A 17,719-nucleotide genomic window follows, 5' to 3' on the forward strand; every position below is an offset into this window, starting at 1 on the left:
TCCGCCACCGATTCGGCGAATCGGCGTATTCGGTGGTCATCGTTGGAGCACAGTGTCAGTGAACACTTCTCGACGATCTTGGATCCCGGATGTTCCCGGCATTGGAGGCCCGATGCGCATCACTGTCACCGTCGACGGGACGACCTACACGGACGAGGTGGAACCGAGGCTGCTGCTCGTGCACTACCTGCGCGACCGGCTCGGCAAGGTCGGCACCGTGGTGGGCTGCGACACCAGCAACTGCGGTGCCTGCACCGTGCACCTCGACGGCCGCAGCGTCAAATCCTGCTCGGTGCTCGCCGTGCAGGCCGACGGTGCGGAGGTCACGACCGTCGAAGGCCTGTCCCGCGACGGCGTGCTGCACCCCGTCCAGCAGGCATTCCACGACAACCACGCACTGCAGTGCGGCTACTGCACGCCCGGCATGATCATGTCGACGATCGACCTGCTCGAGGAGAACCCCGATCCCGACGAGCACGAGGTGCGGCTGGGTCTCGAGGGCAACCTGTGCCGCTGCACCGGCTACCAGAACATCGTGCGGGCGGCGCTGGACGCGGCGCAGAAGGCCCGGGCCGCCGAACTGCAGACGGACAACACGACGGCAGGAGGCGGGCGATGACCAACACCGTCGAACCCGAGATCGGCCAGGCGCGGCGACGCAAGGAGGACGAGCACCTCGTCACCGGGCGCACCCGCTGGACCGACAACCTCGTCCTCCCCGGGATGCTGCACATGGCGATCCTGCGCAGCCCGTTCGCCCACGCCCGCATCACCTCGATCGACACGTCGGAAGCACGGCAGAGGCCCGGCGTGGTGGCGGTGCTCACCGGCGCGGACGCCTCGCCGGAACAGGGCAGCCTGCCGTGCGCGTGGGTGATCACCCCCGACATGAAGATCCCGCCCGCGCCGTCCCTCGCCGTCGACACGGTCAACTTCGCCGGGGAGGCCGTCGCCCTCGTCGTCGCGCGCAGCGCCTACGAGGCCCACGACGCCCTCGAGGCGATCGACGTGGACTACGACGAGCTGCCCGTGGTCCTCGACCTGGCGACCGCCGCCCGCGACGGCGCCGACCTCGTGCACCCGGACCTCGGCACCAACGTCAGCGCCACCTGGACGTTCGACTCCGCCGAGGCCGGCACCGGCGGCGACGTCGAGCAGGCCATCCGCGACGCCGAGGTCGTCGTCGAGCGCACGTTCCGGCAGCAGCGGCTCATCCCGGCGTTCATGGAACCGCGCTCCGTCGTCGTCGACCCGACCGGGCCGCAGATCACCGTGTGGTCGGCCACGCAGATCCCGCACATCCTCAAGATCATGCTGGCGATGACGCTGGGCATCCCCGAGCACAAGCTGCGGGTGATCGCACCGGACGTCGGCGGTGGTTTCGGCGGCAAGCTGCAGGTGACCCCGGAGGAACTGCTCGCACTGCTCGTCGCGCGCCGGCTCGGGAAACCGGTCAAGTACACCGAGACCCGCAGTGAATCGATGGTCGCGGCGCATCACGGCCGCGACCAGATCCAGAAGCTCACTCTCGCCGCGCGCCGCGACGGCACCGTCGTCGGCCTGAAGGTCGAGCTGCTCGCCGACATGGGCGCCTACCTGAGGCTCGTCACCCCGGGCGTGCCGATCCTGGGCGCGTTCATGTTCAACGGCATCTACAAGTTCGGCGCCTACCACTTCTCGTGCACCAACGTGTTCACCAACAAGGTGCCCACCGACGCCTACCGCGGGGCGGGCCGGCCGGAGGCGACGTTCGGGATCGAACGGATCATGGACGAGCTCGCCACCGAGCTGTCGATGGATCCGCTCGAGCTGCGCGCCAAGAACTGGATCCGGCACGAGGAGTTCCCGTTCGACACCGTCGCGGGCCTGACGTACGACTCGGGCAACTACGAGGCGGCCACCGCGAAGGCCCGCGATCTGTTCCGGTACGACGAGTTACGCCGCGAGCAGGAGGAACGCCGCCGCCGGCAGGACCCGGTCCAGCTCGGCATCGGGGTGTCGACCTTCACCGAGATGTGCGGCCTGGCGCCGTCGCGGGTACTCGGCTCGCTCAACTACGGGGCGGGCGGCTGGGAGCACGCCGCGATCCGCATGCTGCCCACCGGCCGGGTGGAGGTGGTCACCGGTTCGTCGTCGCACGGTCAGGGCCACGAGACGGCGTGGAGCCAGATCGTCGCCGACCGGCTCGGAGTGCCGTTCGAGGACATCGAGGTGCTGCACGGCGACACGCAGACCTCCCCGAAGGGGTTGGACACCTACGGATCCCGGTCCCTCGCCGTCGGCGGTATGGCCGTGGTCAAGGCCGCGGAGAAGGTGATCGCGAAGGCCCGCCCGATCGCGGCGCACATGATGGAGTGCTCGGAGGACGACCTCGAGTTCACCGAGGGCCGGTTCCGGGTCCGGGGTACCGAGAAGGCCGTGGGCATGAGCGACATCGCGCTCGCGGTGTTCACCGCGGCCGACCTGCCCGAGGGCATCGAGCCGAACCTGGATTCCGAGGCCACCTACGACCCGGACAACTTTTCGTTCCCGCACGGCACGCACCTGTGCGCCGCCGAGGTGGACACCGAGACCGGGCAGGTGCGCATCCGCTCGTACGTGTGCGTCGACGACGTCGGGCACGTCGTCAACCCGCTCATCGTGGAGGGGCAGGTGCACGGCGGCCTCGCGCAGGGCATCGCGCAGGCCCTGTACGAGGAGGCCGTCCACGACGAGTCCGGCACCCTGCTCAGCGGTTCGTTCGCCGAGTACCTGCTGCCGTCGGCCGCGGACCTGCCGACGTTCACCACCGACCGCACCGAGACCCCCGCGACCGGAAACCCGCTGGGCGTCAAGGGGGTCGGCGAGTCCGGCACGATCGCCTCCACGCCGGCGGTGGTCAACGCCGTCCTCGACGCCGTGCGCCACCTCGGCGTGCGGGACATCGAGATGCCGTGCACCCCGATGCGGGTGTGGCACGCCGTCGAATCAGCTCGGCAATCGGCTCAGGGAGGCGCCCGATGATTCCGTCGACGTTCGACTACGTCGCGCCCACCACCATCGACGAGGCCGTCGCCGCGCTCGCCGCGGCCGGGGAGGATGCCAAGATCATCGCCGGCGGGCAGAGCCTGATGCCGGTGCTGCGGCTGCGGCTGGCCGCCCCCACCACCATCGTCGACCTCGGCCGCGTCCCCGACTTGCGGGGTGTGCGCGAGGACGGCGGCGACCTCGTGATCGGCGCGATGACCACCCACCACGACGTGATCCACGATCCGCTCGTGCGCGAACACGCACGGCTGCTCGCCGAAGCCACGAGCACGGTGGCCGACCCACAGATCCGGCACCGCGGCACCCTCGGTGGGGCCCTGGCCCACGCCGATCCGGCCGGGGATCTCGGCGCGCCGGTGCTCGCCCTCGAGGCGACCCTCGTCGCGGCCGGACCGTCGGGGCGGCGCAGCATCCCCGTCGCGGAGTTCTTCGACGACTACTTCACCACCACCCTGCAGCCCGAGGAGATCCTCGTCGAGGTGCGGATCCCCAAGCTCACGGGATGGGCGGCGCGGTACGAGAAGTTCAACCGGGTGGCCCACGCCTGGTCGATCGTCGCGGTCGCCGCCACCGTGCAGACGGACGGCGGCACGATCCGTCAGGCCCGGGTGGCGCTGACGAACATGGCGGCCGTGCCCGTGCGGGCGCACGCCGTCGAGCAGGCCCTCGTCGGGCAGCCCGCGACGGCGGACACCGTCCGTGCCGCCGCCGAGCAGGCCACCGAGGGCACCTCCCCCATCAGCGACGGCAACGCCGACGCCGACTACCGCCGCCAGCTCGCCCGGGTGCTCACGCGCCGTGCTGTGGCGACGGCAGCGGACGTCGCCTGAGCAAGCACTGGAGACGAACGATGCAACTCGAACACCACATGTCCGTGCCGGCACCCATCGACGAGGTGTGGACGGCACTGCTCGACCCCGAGAAGGTGGCACCCTGCATGCCCGGCGCCACCCTCACCGGCGTCGACGGCAACACCTTCACCGGCACGGTGAAGATCAAGATGGGACCGGTACAGCTGCTGTACAAGGGCACCGGGAAGTTCGTCGAGACCGACGAGCAGGCCGGCCGCGCGGTCATGGAGGCCGCCGCGAAGGACTCGCGCGGCAACGGCACCGTGAACGCGACGTTCACGATCACCCTCACCGGCGACGGCGACCGCACCGAGGGCACCGTCGTGACCGACCTGTCCATCACCGGCAAGCCCGCTCAGTTCGGGCGGGGCATGATCTCCGACGTCGGCGGCAAGATCATCGAGCAGTTCACGGCGTGCCTGGCGGACAAGCTCGGTGGCCCGCCCGCCCCGGTGCCGACGCCGGAGGCCGCCGCGCCCCCACCCCCGGCGGGCGGGGCCCCGGAGGTGACCCCGGCCGTGCCGGTGACGGCGGCACCACAGCCCACCGAGGCCGCGCCGCTGGATCTGATGCAGTACGCCCGCGGGTCCGTGCTAAAGCGCGTCGGCCCGGCAGTGGCCGTGTCGGCGCTGGTGGCCCTGATCGTCTACCTGCTGCTGCGGCGCCGCCATCCCTGAGCCCGCCTGTTCGCCCCCTCCCCCCTCCTCGAGCGAATGTATCGTTCCGTCGGCCTGATCGAGTGAGCGATACATTCGCTCAGCGCGGGCGGGCCGACGGAACCGGCCCCGGTCACTGCAGCAGCCGCCAGATCCGGTCGCGGGAGAGCGGCAGCTCGTGCGGCCGGACCCCGATCGCGCGGCGCACCGCGTTCGCCAGCGCGGGTGCCACCGGGTTGAAGGGCGCCTCGCTCATCGACTTCGCGCCCATCGGGCCGAGCGCGTCGTAGGTGTCGGCGAAATGCACCTCGGTGCGGGGCAGGTCGGCGTACTGCGGAATGTGGTAGTTCCGCAGCGCATCGGTGACGACGCGGCCGGTGTCGTCGGTGACGAGTTCCTCGTACAGCGCGACCCCGATCGCCTGAGCGGTACCGCCCTCCACCTGGCCGCGGCACTGCTCGGGGTTGACCACGACGCCGGCGTCGGCGGCCTGCACCGACTGCAGGATCCGCAGCTCGCCGGTGCGCAGGTCGACGGCGACGCGGAAGGCCTGCACGTTGAACGACAACGAGCGGGGCAGGCCGCCGTGGCTGCCCTCGGCCCGCAGCGTGCCGCCGGCCGCGTCGAGCAGTTCGCCGGGGCTGACGAGGCGGCCGCCCGCACGCACCCCGTCCGCCTCGGGCACCGCGTCGTCGGGGTCGGTGCCGGTGATCTGTCCGGCGAGTTTGACCATCCGCCGGCGCAGTTCCCGCGCGGCGGCGAGCAGCGCCTTGGCGGCGACGACCGTCCCCGACGATCCGTACGCACCGGTGTCGTGGGTGGTGACGTCGGTGTCGGACTGGCGGATCCGGATGCGGTCGGGGTGGGTGGCCAGCTCGGTGGCGGCGATCTGGGTGTGCACGGTGGTGGTGCCGTTGCCGAACTCGGCGGTGCCGACCCGCGCGAGATAGGTGCCGTCGCGCAGCAGTTCGACGGACGTGTCGGCGACGTGCCCGCCCGGCGGGTTCGACGCGATCATCGCCAGCGCCATGCCCTCACCGACGCGCCACTGGGGCCCGGCCGGTTCCCCGGCACCGCCTCGGCGCATCGCGTCCTGCACCAGGTCCAGGCACTGGTCCAGCCCGTAGCTGCCGAAGATCAGATCGCCGCCCTCCGGGTGCGCGCCCACCAGGTCGTCGCCGGGCACGACGACGTTGCGCCGCCGCAGCTCGTACGGGTCCATGCCGAGTTCGACGGCGAGCTCGTCCATCGCCGACTCGATTGCGAAGATGATCTGCCCCAGCCCGTAGCCGCGGAACGCGCCGGAGGGACGGTTGTTGGTGTACACGGCTTGGGCGTCGACCCGCTTGTTCGGGCACCGGTACACCTCGACGGATTCGCCGCATCCGTGGAACATCACTCCCGCCGAATGGTTTCCGTAGGCGCCCGCGTCGGAGAGCACATCGATGGCCAGGGCGGTGAGGACGCCGTCGGCGCCGGCCGCGACCGTGACGTCCACGCGCATCGGATGCCGGCACGGCGCGACGGTGAGCTGATCGGTGCGGGTGAACTCCCACTGCACCGGACGTCCGGTGCGCAGGACGGCCGCCGCGACGACGTCCTCGGCGAGCATCTCCTGTTTGGCGCCGAAGCCGCCGCCGACGCGCGCGGCGAACACCCGTACCCGATCGCGGTCGAGACCGAAGATGTGGCACAGCTCGTCGCGGACGAGGAACGGCACCTGCGTGGAACTGCGGATCACCAGGCGGCCCCCGGTCGCGAGATCACCGCTGCCGTCGATCCACCCGATGGCGCCGTGGGTCTCGAGGTGGGTGTGCTGCACGCGCTGCGTCTGCCACCGACCGCGCACGACGGCGGCGGCCGCGGCGACACCGGCGTCGACGTCACCGACCTCGCCGTGCAGTTCGGCGACGAGGTTGCGCGACGGATCGGCGATGCGCGTCTCGGGTCCCTTGTCCGCGTGCAGCAGCGGAGCGCCGGGCCGGCGCGCCTCGTCCGGGTCCAGGACGTACGGCAGCACCTCGTATTCGACGGCGAGCAGGCGACATCCCTCCTGCGCGAGCGCCGGGGTCTCGGCGACGACGGCCGCGACCCGCTGCCCGTGGTGGCGCAGGATCCGGTCGAACAGCACGGTGTCGTCGGGGTCGTCGTCCCGGTGTTCGTGGCGGGCCGTGGAGTACGCGACGGCCGGGGCGTCGCGGTGACAGAGCACCGCGTGCACGCCGGGCAGGGCCTCGGCGGCGGTGGTGTCGATCGAGACGATCCGTGCGTGGGCGTGCGGGCTGCCGAGCACGGCGACGTGCAGCACACCGGCGACGGTGGTGTCGAAGGTGTAGGGCTCGGTGCCGGTCACCACCCGCGCGGCGGCCGGGGCACGCAGGGACCGCCCGCAGGCGGGCCCGGGCCCGGGCGCCTCCACGTTGGTGACGCCGCGCAGCGCGTCGTCGACGGATCGGTAGCCGGTGCACCGGCACAGGTTCCCCTTGAGCCGGTTCGGCAGGTCCGTCAGATCGTCGTCGGTCAGGGTGGCGGCGGTGACGATCATTCCGGCCGTGCAGAATCCGCACTGGAACCCGGCGGCGTCGACGAACCGCTGCTGCAGCGGATGCAGATCGTCACCGGTACCGAGGCCGGCGACGGTGGTCACGGCGTGGTCCTCGGCACGCACGGCGGGAAAGACACACGAGTGCACCGCCTCTCCGTCCACGAGGACCGAGCAGGCGCCGCAGTCGCCGGCGTCGCAGCCCTTCTTGACCTCGAAATGGGCGTGCTCGCGCAGCAGCGTGCGCAGGCACTGCCCCGGCCGGGGGTCGGCGTCGAGTTCGCGGCCGTTGACGGTGAACCTCACGACAGTTCCTCCCGGATCTCGTCGGCCAGGACGGCGGTGACGGCACGGCGCCAGTCGGCGGCGCCGTGTGCGTCGGTGAAGTACGCGTCCGCCGGCACACCGGTACGCAGCGCGTCGGCGAGTTTGCCGGGCGTGGGCGGCTCGGGGAAACGGAACACGTAGGGCCGGACGGTCGCGGCGGTCACCGACAGCGTGAAGGCGCCGTCGGGGCCGACGCGGCCGATCACCACCGCGCCGGAGCGGCCGAGTGGGGCGAGCGCGATCTTGCGGAACGCGGTGCGCGACGCCAGCGCCGCCGCGGGGACGTGCATGCTGCGCAGCACCTCACCCGGTCCGAGCAGATTCGTGCCGTTTCCGGTAACGAATTGCTGCACGGGAATCCGGCGCTCCGTGCCGTCCGGTGCCCAGATCAGGGCGGTGGCGTCGAGCGCCGTGGACAGCGAGATCATCGCCCCCGCCGGGAACGAGAGGCAGACATTGCCGCCGACGGTGGCGCGCTTCCAGATCTTCCACGAGGCGAGCAGTGCCGCCGCGCACTGATGGAACAGCGCTGCGCTCGGCCATGTTTCGGCGCCCGACAGTGCGGCGAGACGTTCCACGGTGCAGGTGGCCGCGATCTCGAGACCGGCGTCGGTGACGGTGAGAGCGGGCCAGCGCAGGCCGGACAGGTCCAGCAGCCGGCGCAGGTGCGGCTGCGGCTCGGAGAACAGCCACGTCCCGCCGCCGACGAACGCCGTGGCAGCGTCGACGACGAGATCCTCACGGGCACAGGCTATGTCGTAGGAGGTCACGGTGTGCAGGTCCATGCGCTCACCCCGCCTTCACCACCAGCGCGTCGTGCGCGGCGGCAACCTCCGCGGCCACCGACGTCTCGTCGACGGTGCGCACCTCGTCGCGGCGCACCACCTCGCGGCCGTCGATCAGCAGCAGCTCGAGCGGTGGCGGGGAGCCGAGCACGAGCGCCGCGACGGGATCGGTGATGCCCGCATGGGCGAGCGTGTCGATCCGCCACAGCGCGAGGTCGGCGAGCTTGCCGACCTCCAGGGAGCCGATCTCGTTCTCCCGGCCGAGGACCCGCGCCCCGCCGACGGTCGCCAGTTCCAGGCTCTGCCGGACCGTCATCGCACGCGGCCCGCTGCGGGCCCGGGCGAACAGCGCGGCGTGGTGCGCCTCCTCGAGCATGCAGCACGACTCGTTGCTCGCCGCCCCGTCGACCCCGAGACCGAGCGGCACCCCCGCCGCGTACAGGTCGGCGGCGCGGGCGATGCCGGCACCGAGGCGGGCATTGGACGTCGGGCAGTGCGCCGCGCCCGTGCCCGAGGCGGCGAGCACCCCGATGTCGCGGTCGTCCAGGTGCACGGCGTGCGCATACCAGACGTCGGGGCCCGTCCAGTCGAGCGACTCCATGTACTGCACCGGATTGCAGCCGAACCGCTCCATGCAGAAGTCCTGCTCGTCGAGGGTCTCCGCGAGGTGGGTGTGCAGCCGCACCCCCAGATCGCGGGCGAGCACCGCGGACTGCTTCAGCAACTCCGTGCTCACCGAGAACGGCGAGCACGGTGCGAGCGCGATCCGCAGCATGGACCCGAACGACGGATCGTGCCACCTCTCCACGGCCCGTTGGCTCTCGACGAGGATGGTGTCGAGGTCCTCGACGACGTGGTCCGGTGGCAGGCCGCCCGCGCTCGCGCCGAGGTCCATGGATCCGCGGCACGGGTGGAACCGGATGCCGACGTCCGCGGCCGCGGCGATCTCGGCGCCGAAGACGTCGCCGCCGTCGCGCGGGACCACGTAGTGGTGGTCGGTGCTGGTGGTGCAGCCGGTGCGCACGAGGTGGGCGAGGGCGCCCTTCGCCGCGACGTGCACGGCGTCGGCGTCGATACCGCCCCAGACGGGGTACAGCGTCGTCAGCCACTCGAAGAGGGTGTGGTCGACGGCGAGGCCCCGGGTGATCCACTGGTACAGGTGGTGGTGGGTGTTCACCAGGCCGGGCGTCAGCACGCAGCCGGTGCCGTCCACGAGGGTGGCGTCGTCGTAGCCGCGCGGCTCGCCGGCGCCCACGGCGACGATCCGGTTGCCCGCGACGACGACGTGCCCGCGCCGGTACTCGGCCCGTCCGGCGTCCATCGTCACCACGTGCGCGCCCCGGATCACGATCGGCCGGGTGGTGTTCGGCTGCATCGGCGTTGCTCCTCACGCTCGTCGACGCACCCAGTCAACGCCCCGGAAACCGCAACATCCCGGTCGGCACACACGAAACGGAACCGAAATATCGGCTTCGTATTGTGCGATCGTCCAAACCCGTCACCCGGAGGTGAACGCCGTGCTGCTACAGGATGTCCTCGACGCACCGGAGCTCGGAATCCGCCTGCTGCACGGCGACTCCGATGCGCTCACCCGCCCGGTGCTGCGGGCGTGCACCACCGACATGCCCGATCCCACCCGCTACGTGAGCGCGGGATCGCTGGTGTTCACCGGCCTCGTCTGGCGGCGCACCGTGGCGGATGCGGACCTGTTCGTCACGCTGCTCGCCCGCGCCGGGGTCTCGGCCCTCGCCGCCGGGGAGGCGCTGCACGGGCGGGTGCCGTCCGACGTGGTCGAGGCCTGCGTCCGGCACGGGTTACCGCTGCTCTCGGTGCCCGAGGAGGTGCCGTTCAGCCGGGTCATCGAGTACATGACCGGCCGGATGGCCGGGGCGCGGATGGACCGGTTGCAGACCGGCCTGGCCCGGCAGCGACGGCTGCTCACCGCGGTCGCCGACGGGTGCAGCCTCGACGAACTCACGGACCGGACCGCCCGGGAGTTCGGGGTGTCGGCGTGGCTGCTCACCGCCACCGGGATGCCCGTCGCCGGCGCCGATCCCCTGCCCGACGAGGACGTCGACGCCCTCACGAGGACCGCGCTGACCGTCGATCGCCTGCCCGCCGAGGCCCCGGGGGGATACACGGTGCTGCCCGTCGGTTCGGGGCTCGCCGACCGGATCGGCTCGTGGTACCTCGTGGTCCGGCACGCCGGCACCCCCGACGCGGAGTGCCTCGACGCCTTCGGCGAACTCGCCGCGGTGGCGGCCCTCGACCGGGTGCGGCGGGAGGAACGCCGCCGGCTCGGGTGGGAGGCCGCGGACCGGACGCCCCCCGGGGGCGACATCGACTGCGGCAGATCACCGGTCGCCGTGGTGGTCGACCGTGCCCCCGCCGGCACCCCGGAGCAGCGCGCCGCGATCCGGGCCGCCGTGCAGGACGCGTTGTCCGGCGCCGTCACCACCGTGGACGTCGCCGGGCGCGTCGTCGCACTGGTCGACGGCGACGAGTCCGAGGTGGTTGCCGTGCTGCGACGGCGCCTGGGTCGTCTGGCGCCCGCGCTGGCCCGGGCTCGCCTACTCGTCGGTGTCAGTGCCTGCGGCACAGGAGAATCCGTTGACGGCGCGGTGCGCTCCGCGGCCGCCGCCGTCGCCGCGGCGCGCGACGACGCGGGGGCGGTGTGCGTGCGGGCGGCCGAGCTCGATTCCGCGCTCGGGTTGTTCACCGCCGTTCCCGACCAGCTGCGCCGCGCGTTCGCCGGGCGCATCCTCGGGCCCGTGCTCGAGCACGACCGGCGCACCGACGCCGGGCTGCTCACCACCCTCGAGGCGTTCCTCGACTGCGACGGCTCCTGGCGCCGCACGGCGGACCGATTGCACGTGCACCTGAACACGGTCCGCTACCGGATCGGCCGCGTCGAGGCACTCACCGGCCGCGACCTCGGACGCATCGGCGACCGGCTCGACGTGTACCTCGCCGTGCGCGCCCTGGCGTGAGGGCGGCGCGTCAGACGGCGCCGGTGTAGGCGTCCCAGGCGATCCCGGCGTCGGGGGCGTCCTCGCGCTGCACCGTCGCCTGGATGAGGCCGTAGGGCCGGTCGTCGGCGTGGAAGACCTCGTTGTCGTTGGCCACGCCGAACCGCTCGAGGTCGTAGACGAAGTGATGCTTGTTGGGGGCCGACAGCCGGATCTCGGCGACGAACGGGTACTTCTCGAGCACGGCGCTTCCCATCTCGAAAAGAGTCTGCTGCAATGCTTTCGACTGAAGGTTCGCGAACCGCTCGAGCATGGTCGCCTTGATGCCGGCGTAGGTGACGTCCCAGTCGACGTCGGTCGTGGTGAACCGCCACTTCGCGACGAGGCTCGTCGCCATCACCCGGTCCCGAGTCGGCTCGAGGACCGTGTACGGATCGGTGAGGAACCCGGCGAACTCGGAACCGGTGGACTTGAGCACGACGAGGTCCTTCAGCCCGCCGATCACCCATTCCCGGCGCGCCGGGCCGGAGCCATGGACGGTCACCGCGGCGGTGCGTACCTCGGAGCCCTTCCGGGTCCAGGTGTGGTCGTGACCCACGCCGTCGACGGCGACCCGCTCCCAGGCGTATTCCTCGATCTCGATGCGGGCCGAGTGGACGGGTTCGACGTCGTCGACGAAGTGCCGCGCGAGGGCGAGGGCGTAGGTCTCGACGAACTCGACGCCCTTCTCCTTGGCGTAGGCGTAGATCGTCTGCTTCTGGGTGTCGGTGGGCAGGACGGTGCCCTGGTCGCCCTCGAGGTGCGCGGCGCCGAAGTCGCCGCGCAGGCAGGACGAGACGTTCATGTCGCGGATCTCGTGCCGCGGGGTGTCGCGGTGGATCCGCACCACGCGGTTCTCGGCCTTTCCGTACTGGTGCGGTCCGAGGACGATCTTGCCCGTCAGTTCGGTCATGGGGTCAGCTCCCGCGGTAGGTGGAGTAGGCGAACGGGGACAGCAACAGAGGAACGTGGAAGTGCTTGCCGGCCAAAGGTATCCGGAAGGTGACGACGACCTCCGGATAGAAGGAGTCGATGTCGTGCTCGGCGAACCAGTCGCCCGTGCCGAAGGTGAGGGTGTAGGTGCCGGGCGGCAGGGGCTCGCCGGTCAGTGCGCGGATCCGGCCGTCGTCGTCGGTGCGTCCCGTCCCGAGGACGGCGCCGTCCGCGCCGGCCAGGGCGACGCGCACTCCGGCTGCCGGAGCCCCGGTGGTGGCGTCGAGCACGTGCGTGCTGAGGGTGCTCATCGCCCGCTCCCGCGGGACGCGACGTCGGCCTCGTCGAGCACGAGACGTTCGAGCCGGAGCCGGGTGATGTCGGCCAGGGCGGAGCACACCTCCGCGGCCTCGGTCGCGGGATCGTTGCCGAGGCGGCGGTGGAGGATGTCGAGCAGCTCGGCGGCGGACCGGCCCGCCGCACGCACGAGGTACACGTGCCCGAACCTGTCCTCGTAGGCACGGTTGCCGGCGGCGAGGGCGGTAAGGATCCGGGCGTCGGCGGTGGCGACGGCCGACTGTTCCCGCTGCGACGACGCGCTCTCCGAACGTTCCCCGATACGTGGATGCCCGGCCAGGGCCTCGGCCCGGCCGTGGTCGTCGAGACCCGCGATCGCGACGGACGCGGCGTCGAGCAGGGCCGGACGGTCGCCGTACGGGCGTCCGGCGGCCACCCGGGCGGCCCAGGTCGCGCCGGCGCAGCAGGTCGTCAGCAGCGCGACGACCTCGGGTTCCGGCAGGGCGTCGAACTCGGCGACGGTGTACGGCACGGGAGCCTCCTTCGTTCCGGTGCCTCCACCCTCGCGCAGGCGGGGCAGCTCCCGGGATGCCCGCAGCTACAAAGTCGGCCGCGGTCCGGCGGAGGGGTTTGGACGATCATCCAGGGCCGCGGTCCGGGCCGACCGCCCGGAATGAAACCGGCGGCGACGGAGGTTGGACCCGGCGTGACGGATTCGACGAAGGCAGAGAACACGACGCAGACTCCCCCGCTCGGCCGCTTCGGCGTCTGGCGGCACGCGACCGGCCTCCCACCGGAGACCGGGGCCGAGATCGAGAAGCTCGGCTACGGCACGATCTGGATCGGCGGTTCGCCGCCCGCCGACCTCGAGGTGGCCGAACGCCTCCTCGACGCCACCGAGAACATCGTCGTGGCCACCGGCATCGTCAACATCTGGACCGCCCCCGCCGACGAGGTCGCGGCCTCCTACCACCGGCTCGAGGAACGCCATCCCGGCCGCTTCCTGCTCGGTGTCGGCGTCGGCCACCCCGAGGCGCACGGTGAGACGTACCGCAAGCCCTACGCGGCACTGGTCGAGTACCTGGACGTGCTCGACCGCGAGGGCGTGCCCGCGGCGCGGCGGGTGCTCGCCGCGCTGGGACCGAAGGTGCTGAAGCTGTCCGCGGACCGGGCCGCCGGAGCCCACCCCTATCTCACCACCCCCGAGCACACCCGCGAGGCGCGCGCCGTTCTCGGCCCGGGCGCCGTGCTCGCCCCCGAGCAGAAGATCGTGCTGTCCACCGACGTCGCCACGGCCCGCACCATCGGCCGCAAGGCCGTGGCCAACCCGTATCTGAAGCTGCGCAACTACCGTGCGAATCTGGAACGCACCGGCTTCACCGCCGAGGAACTCGACAACGACGGCACCGACCGGGTCGTCGACGCGCTCGTCGCGCACGGCGACGCGGAGTACATCGCGACGCGCCTGCGGGAGCACCTCGACGCCGGGGCGGACCACGTCGCGGTCCAAACCCTGCCGATGCGGGACGACCCGGTTCCGGCCCTGCGGGAGGTCGCCGCGGCGCTCGGGCTCTGAGGCCCGGAACCGCGACGATTCACCGTCCTACGCCCCGGATCCGGACGCAGCAGAACCCCGGTTCCGGGGCGAGTTCCGCGCAGAGCCGGTCGGTCCCGAGTCCGGCGACGACCCCGTCGAGCAGGGCGAGGTTCATCCCGCAGACCAGTTCGCGGTGCTCGTTCGCCAGCCGGTCGAACGGGCAGTTCGCCAACCGGATCTGCCCGTCGCCGGACAGGCGCGGCTCGTAGCCGTGCCGGGCGAGCACCCGCGCCATGCGTTCGATATCGGTGCCGTCCGCGGGGCCGTCCTCCGCTCCGGCGGGCACGGCCGGGGTGGCCGCGTTCGCGGCAATACGCCGGCCGTGCTCGGCGGCAGCGGTCCGCACCGCCTCCGCGATGGGCACCGAGTCGCGCATCGACCGCTCGATCGCAGCCGCCAGAACCTCCCCGGCGAGGTCGTAGCGCCGCTCGGGCAGGGAGATCGACAGCTCGCGCGACGAGCGCCGATAGAGCTTCGACGGCCGACCTGCGCCCGGGCCCGTCCGCCCCGAGAGCCTGCGGTACTCCGTCTCGAGCAGGCCCTCCTCCACGAGCCGGTCGAGGTGGAACCTCGCTGCGTGCAGCGGCAGGCCTACCGCGGCCGCAGCCTGCTCGCGCCCGACCGCGTCCGCTTGGGCGGCGACGTAGCGGTAGAGGGACCTCCGAGCCGGGTCTGCCAGCGCACCGATCCCCGAAGCCTGTTCGGCGAACTCGTCCTGCACGATTCTCCCTTTCTAAAAGAGAAACTTCTTGACGTAATCTACGTCACACTTCTAAAATCAAATCTACTCCCTCTTAGAAGTCAGGAGACTTCGATGAGCCACACGCCCACCTCCCCCGCCACGTCCCACCCCACCCCGGCCGGCACGAACGCCGGCGCCCGCCAGGCCTTCGTCCTTCTCCGGACCGTGTTCACGGTGGCCCCGATCGCCTTCGGTCTCGACAAGTTCGCGAACCTGCTCACCGACTGGGAGCGCTACCTCGCACCCTGGATCGACGACCTCGTCCCGGGCACCGCCCACCAAGCCATGCTCGCGGTCGGCGTGGTCGAGATCCTCGCCGGCATCGTCGTCGCGATCAGACCCGCCATCGGCGGCTACGTCGTGGCCGCATGGCTGCTCGGCATCATCGTCGACCTGGTCACCCTCGGTGGCTACCTCGACATCGCGCTGCGCGACTTCGGATTGGCGGTCGCCGCCCTCGCCCTGGCCCGGCTGGCCACCGCCCCGGTGACGCGCCGCGGACCCACCCCGGGCACATCGTGAAGCCGAGCCGCCGGTTCGCGGACGTCCGACGGCGACCGTGGACCGGCGGCAGCGACCTCCACACCGAAAGGTGACTCCGCCATGGACTGGGCCGGATGGGCGCTCTTCGGATCGGTGGCCACCACCGCCCTGACCGCAGTCATGATCGCCGCACAACTGGCCGGTTACAGCCGGTTGGATCTGCCGCTCGTGCTCGGCACCGTCGTCACCGCCGACCCGGATCGTGCCCGGGTGGTCGGATTCTTCCTCCACCTCGCGATCGGCCAGGCCTTCGCACTCGGCTACGCCGCCACCTTCGCGCTGCTCCACCGGGCGACGTGGTGGCTCGGCATGCTGCTCGGCCTGCTGCACGTCGCGGTCGCCTTGACGGTCCTGCTGCCACTGCTGCCGGGCGTGCATCCGCGCATGGCCTCCCATCGAGCCGGGCCGCGGAGCACCGCGGTCCTCGAACCGCCCGGACTGCTCGGCCTGAACTACGGCGCGCAGACCCCCGCCGTCGCCGTCGCCGCCCATCTCGTCTACGGCACCGCACTCGGCCTTCTTCTCCAGGTGCGCTGAAATGACTTTCAGGATCATTGATTTCGACGAGAGTGGGATCGAGGACAGGGCGGGCGCGCAGGCCCGGATCGGGGACTACGGCCTGCTGGGCGACACCCGCACCGCGGCCCTGGTCTCCGGCGACGGATCGCTCGACTGGCTCTGCGCGCCCCGCTTCGACGGGGATCCCGTCTTCGGTCGACTCGTCGGCGGAGCGCCGGCGGGGCGGTTCCGGCTCGGCCCCGAGGGGCATGCCACCGTCGTCCGGCGCCGCTACCGCACGCACACTGCAACGCTGGAAACCACCTGGGACCTCGGTAACACCCGGCTCACCCTGAGCGAGGCGATGATCGCGGAGGTGGCCGGACGGCTGCTCCCGGCGACCGTCCTCGTGCGGCGCCTCTCCGCCGAGGGCGAAACCGCGCGCGCCGTCGTCGAATTCGATCCGAGGCTCGGTGAACGGCACCGCCCCCCGAAGGTGCGGCGCGGTCCCGACCTCGTGTGCGAGTGGGGCTCGCTCGCCCTGTCCCTGGCCTGCGATTCCGGCACCCCGATCACGCCGGGCCGGCCGACCTCGATCATCGTGACCCCGCGGCATCCGGTCACCGTCGTCCTGACTGTGGCCCACCGCGAGCCGCTGATCCACCTCTCTCCCGCCGCGGCCTGGGAACTCGTGACCGAGGACGAGGCACGCTGGCGGGCGTGGACGGCGGAGATCGCTCACGATCTGCCCTGTCGTGAGGCCGTCGTGCGAAGCCTGCTGACGCTGCGGCTGCTCACGTATTCCCCTTCGGGGGCGCCGATCGCCGCCCCGACGACGTCGTTACCCGAGTGGCCCGGCGGGGTCCGGAACTGGGACTACCGCTACGCCTGGCCGCGCGACGCCAGCATCGGCGTCGCAGCCTTCCTGGGCGCGGGCAAGGTCGACGAGGCACGCGGGTTCCTCGGATGGCTCCTGCACGCCAGCCGTCTGCAGCGGCCCCGCCTGCCGGTCCTGTTCACCCTCGACGGCCGGCACGCCCCCGCCGAACGCACCCTGTCGGGATGGCCGGGCTTCGCGGGCAGCGTACCCGTGCGGCTCGGCAACGACGCGGCCGATCAGCATCAGCTCGACGGCTACGGCTGGGTCGTCGACGCCGCGTGGACGTTCGTCCGGTCCGGTCGGCCGCTGAATTCGGAAACCTGGCGCATGGTCCGGGGATTCGCCGATCACGTCTGCGCACGGTGGCACGACCCGGACGCCGGCATCTGGGAGATCCGGGGCGACGCCGACCACCACGTGCACTCCAAGATGATGGCCTGGCTCGCCCTCGACCGTGCCCTGCGCATCGCCGAGACCCACCACCTGTCCGGCCGTCGTCGCCGGCGCTGGCTCGCGGCGCGAGACGACCTCGCCGACGAGGTGCTCGCCCGCGGCTTCGACCGGCTCGGGAATCGGTACACCCGCACCTACGGGTCGCGTGACATCGATGCCGCCCTGCTGGTGCTCCCCGTGCTGGGCATGGAGGATCCGGACTCGCACCGGGTGCGCGGCACGATCGACGCGATCCGTCGCGAGCTGTCGGCCGGAGGCCCTCTGCTCTACCGATATCCCCCAGGACAGGACGGGCTGCCCGGCGTCGAGGGCGCGTTCCTACCGTGCTCCTTCTGGCTGGTCCAGGCGCTGGCCTTCACCGGTCGGCGGACCGAAGCCGAGGAGCTGTTCGAAACGCTGCTGCGGCGCGCCGGCCCCCTCTGCCTGCTCCCGGAAGAAGTGGACCCGGACACCGGCGCCTACCTCGGCAATTACCCGCAGGCGCTCACCCATGCCGCGGTGGTACAGGCCGCCCTCGCCCTCCGGGCTCACGGGGGAGGCGGATGAGCGGTGGCTCCGGGACCTTCTCTCCCCGGCTCCG

16 protein-coding genes are annotated in these 17,719 nt (G+C 71.9%); 9 read left to right on the plus strand and 7 right to left on the minus strand.

What is annotated here, in order from left to right; all coding sequences use genetic code 11:
- Positions 1–112 precede the first annotated feature (112 nt).
- The 4 genes from ACWPOB_RS00285 to ACWPOB_RS00300 are packed head-to-tail and all read left to right on the plus strand — an operon-like array spanning position 113 to position 4,555.
- The gene (locus ACWPOB_RS00285; RefSeq protein ID WP_006944121.1) at positions 113–619 is read left to right on the plus strand and encodes a (2Fe-2S)-binding protein; all 507 of its coding nucleotides are present in this window, start codon (positions 113–115) and stop codon (positions 617–619) included.
- On the plus strand, positions 616–3,003 hold the full coding sequence (locus ACWPOB_RS00290; RefSeq protein ID WP_100057940.1) for a xanthine dehydrogenase family protein molybdopterin-binding subunit: 2,388 nt from the start codon (positions 616–618) through the stop codon (positions 3,001–3,003). Before ACWPOB_RS00285 ends, ACWPOB_RS00290 begins: the two co-directional genes overlap by 4 nt.
- Complete coding sequence (locus tag ACWPOB_RS00295; RefSeq protein ID WP_455399515.1) at positions 3,000–3,857, plus strand: FAD binding domain-containing protein; 858 nt, start codon at positions 3,000–3,002, stop codon at positions 3,855–3,857. The genes ACWPOB_RS00290 and ACWPOB_RS00295 overlap by 4 nt, the downstream gene beginning before the upstream one ends.
- Before the next feature lie 20 nt (positions 3,858–3,877).
- Positions 3,878–4,555, plus strand: coding sequence for an SRPBCC family protein (locus ACWPOB_RS00300; protein WP_455399516.1), 678 nt, complete (start codon positions 3,878–3,880; stop codon positions 4,553–4,555).
- A 112-nt stretch (positions 4,556–4,667) separates the two neighbouring features.
- Here ACWPOB_RS00300 and ACWPOB_RS00305 read toward each other — a convergent pair whose 3' ends face one another.
- The 3 genes from ACWPOB_RS00305 to ACWPOB_RS00315 are packed head-to-tail and all read right to left on the minus strand — an operon-like array spanning position 4,668 to position 9,563.
- A complete protein-coding gene (locus ACWPOB_RS00305; RefSeq protein WP_455399517.1) occupies positions 4,668–7,382 on the minus strand; it encodes a molybdopterin-dependent oxidoreductase in 2,715 nt (904 codons plus the stop codon).
- Complete coding sequence (locus ACWPOB_RS00310) at positions 7,379–8,188, minus strand: FAD binding domain-containing protein (RefSeq protein WP_455399518.1); 810 nt, start codon at positions 8,186–8,188, stop codon at positions 7,379–7,381. Before ACWPOB_RS00310 ends, ACWPOB_RS00305 begins: the two co-directional genes overlap by 4 nt.
- 4 nt (positions 8,189–8,192) lie before the next feature.
- Positions 8,193–9,563, minus strand: coding sequence for an 8-oxoguanine deaminase (locus tag ACWPOB_RS00315; RefSeq protein WP_455399519.1), 1,371 nt, complete (start codon positions 9,561–9,563; stop codon positions 8,193–8,195).
- Positions 9,564–9,705: 142 nt separating this feature from the next.
- Here ACWPOB_RS00315 and ACWPOB_RS00320 point away from each other — a divergent pair, with 142 nt between their 5' ends.
- The gene (locus ACWPOB_RS00320) at positions 9,706–11,178 is read left to right on the plus strand and encodes a PucR family transcriptional regulator (RefSeq protein ID WP_455399520.1); all 1,473 of its coding nucleotides are present in this window, start codon (positions 9,706–9,708) and stop codon (positions 11,176–11,178) included.
- 10 nt (positions 11,179–11,188) lie between these two features.
- Here ACWPOB_RS00320 and pucL read toward each other — a convergent pair whose 3' ends face one another.
- From pucL to uraD, 3 genes are read right to left on the minus strand one after another with little or no spacing between them, the layout of a single operon-like run.
- Positions 11,189–12,109 (minus strand): factor-independent urate hydroxylase, encoded by a 921-nt coding sequence (gene pucL / locus ACWPOB_RS00325; RefSeq protein ID WP_455399521.1) that lies wholly within the window; start codon positions 12,107–12,109, stop codon positions 11,189–11,191.
- A gap of 4 nt (positions 12,110–12,113) precedes the next feature.
- On the minus strand, positions 12,114–12,440 hold the full coding sequence (gene uraH, locus ACWPOB_RS00330) for a hydroxyisourate hydrolase (RefSeq protein WP_455399522.1): 327 nt from the start codon (positions 12,438–12,440) through the stop codon (positions 12,114–12,116).
- Positions 12,437–12,958: a 2-oxo-4-hydroxy-4-carboxy-5-ureidoimidazoline decarboxylase gene (gene uraD, locus ACWPOB_RS00335; RefSeq protein ID WP_100056151.1), complete on the minus strand. Its 522-nt coding sequence runs from the start codon at positions 12,956–12,958 to the stop codon at positions 12,437–12,439. Before uraD ends, uraH begins: the two co-directional genes overlap by 4 nt.
- Positions 12,959–13,099: 141 nt before the next feature.
- Between uraD and ACWPOB_RS00340 the strand changes: the two genes are divergently transcribed.
- Positions 13,100–14,002 carry an LLM class F420-dependent oxidoreductase gene (locus ACWPOB_RS00340; protein ID WP_455399523.1) on the plus strand — a complete coding sequence of 301 codons (903 nt, stop codon included), beginning with the start codon at positions 13,100–13,102 and terminating at the stop codon, positions 14,000–14,002.
- Positions 14,003–14,021: 19 nt separating this feature from the next.
- On the opposite strand, the gene ACWPOB_RS00345 is transcribed toward ACWPOB_RS00340, so the two are convergent.
- The gene (locus ACWPOB_RS00345) at positions 14,022–14,744 is read right to left on the minus strand and encodes a helix-turn-helix transcriptional regulator (protein ID WP_455399524.1); all 723 of its coding nucleotides are present in this window, start codon (positions 14,742–14,744) and stop codon (positions 14,022–14,024) included.
- 93 nt (positions 14,745–14,837) lie between these two features.
- Between ACWPOB_RS00345 and ACWPOB_RS00350 the strand changes: the two genes are divergently transcribed.
- The 3 genes from ACWPOB_RS00350 (at position 14,838) to ACWPOB_RS00360 (ending at position 17,685) form a co-directional block, all read left to right on the plus strand.
- Positions 14,838–15,287, plus strand: a complete 450-nt coding sequence (locus ACWPOB_RS00350) for a hypothetical protein (protein ID WP_455399525.1) — start codon at positions 14,838–14,840, stop codon at positions 15,285–15,287.
- 81 nt (positions 15,288–15,368) lie between these two features.
- Complete coding sequence (locus ACWPOB_RS00355) at positions 15,369–15,845, plus strand: hypothetical protein (RefSeq protein WP_100056154.1); 477 nt, start codon at positions 15,369–15,371, stop codon at positions 15,843–15,845.
- 1 nt (position 15,846) lies between these two features.
- Positions 15,847–17,685, plus strand: coding sequence for a glycoside hydrolase family 15 protein (locus ACWPOB_RS00360; protein WP_455399526.1), 1,839 nt, complete (start codon positions 15,847–15,849; stop codon positions 17,683–17,685).
- Positions 17,686–17,719: the final 34 nt, after the last annotated feature.

This window comes from Rhodococcus sp. 2H158, assembly GCF_053764755.1.